The organism is Bradyrhizobium cytisi (genome assembly GCF_008123515.1).
Classification (GTDB): domain Bacteria; phylum Pseudomonadota; class Alphaproteobacteria; order Rhizobiales; family Xanthobacteraceae; genus Bradyrhizobium; species Bradyrhizobium cytisi.
Genome location: NZ_VSSR01000177.1, coordinates 1 through 1,226, shown reverse-complemented (window position 1 = coordinate 1,226; position 1,226 = coordinate 1). Strand labels below are relative to the sequence as shown.

Annotated in this window: 1 protein-coding gene and 1 pseudogene; both read right to left on the bottom strand. The window is 60.4% G+C overall.

Annotated features, from left to right (window positions below; all coding sequences use genetic code 11):
* Positions 1-261, bottom strand: a pseudogene (locus FXB38_RS42430) (IS701 family transposase); the annotation flags it as partial.
* Positions 262-285: 24 nt separating this feature from the next.
* On the bottom strand, positions 286-1,182 hold the full coding sequence (locus tag FXB38_RS42425; RefSeq protein WP_347340277.1) for a reverse transcriptase domain-containing protein: 897 nt from the start codon (positions 1,180-1,182) through the stop codon (positions 286-288).
* Positions 1,183-1,226 lie beyond the last annotated feature (44 nt).

Genomic DNA, 1,226 nt, shown 5'->3' with positions numbered 1-1,226 from the left:
GGGCATCAGCGTCCCAATCCCACGGCCCAGAATTGCCTGCTGCCACCATGGGCCGGGATCGCCAGCCGCCTCCGCCCGCACCCAACCGGTCTTGCGCTGCTCATCTCCGAGCAGACCTTCCAGGAACAGGCCTGCATTCGTCGCCACACGCTCTTGCGTGAACAACGGACGTATCCGTTTCTTGATCTCTCGAAGCGACGCCGCCCACAACGCAAGCGTCTCCTCGATCGACGCTGCTGGCGTCCACGACCTCCGAATCATGGTTACCCATGGATTCAGACATTTTCAAACAACGTTCGCGGTAGGGACGCCCATTACTGAGCGCCCCCCGCACAGATCCGAGCGAGCGGAATTCCCGCACTCGGCTCCTACCTCGGGTGCGTGACGGCGAAGCGCAATTGTGGCCAAGGATGAAGGATCTGCGGTTTGGGGAGCCAGTGATCGGTGAGCTTTGTTGTGCGATCCCATGTTAGGCCAGCTCCGCTGGCTGCGTCGCCGAAGCGTGCGCCTCCAGAGATCGGTTATGTAGAACCGAAACGCATTCAACGCTCGGCCGTTCGTGGGGACAGCAAAATAGCCAAAATGACCGGTCACGACCTGCCTCAACCATCTTCCCTGTTCGGGAATCGGGCTGTGCATTCGTCGCCGCAACTCCAACTTGATCTCCTGAAGCTTGGTCCGCATGCGATCACGTCGCGTCTTCCGTTGAAGCAGGAAGTTCCCGCGACGTGATTTTCCGCAGATGAACGTAAACCCCAGAAAGTCGAAGGTCTCCGGTTTGCCGAGCCCGCGCCGCTTGCGATTGACCGCCGCGAAGCGACCAAACTCAATCAGGCGGGTCTTGTCCGGATGGAGCGACAGCATGAACTCCTCAAGCCTTGCACGCATCGCATCGAGGAAACGACGAGCGTCGCCCTCGTGCTCGAAGCCGACCACCACATCATCGGCATAGCGCACGATGACCATGTCGCCAGTGGCCCCGCGCTGTCGCCAGCGCTTGGCCCACAGGTCCAGAACGTAATGCAGGTAAATATTGCCGAGGAGCGGTGAAATCACCGAGCCTTGGCCCGTTCCCCTGTCATCGACGGTCACGACCCCGTCTTCGAGGATGCCCGCCCTCAACCATTTCTGGATCAGGCGGATGATGCGCTTGTCGCCGACCCTATGTTCGAGGAAGCGCACCAGCCGTTCCTGGCTGACGTCCCCGAAAGACTACTCGACAGACT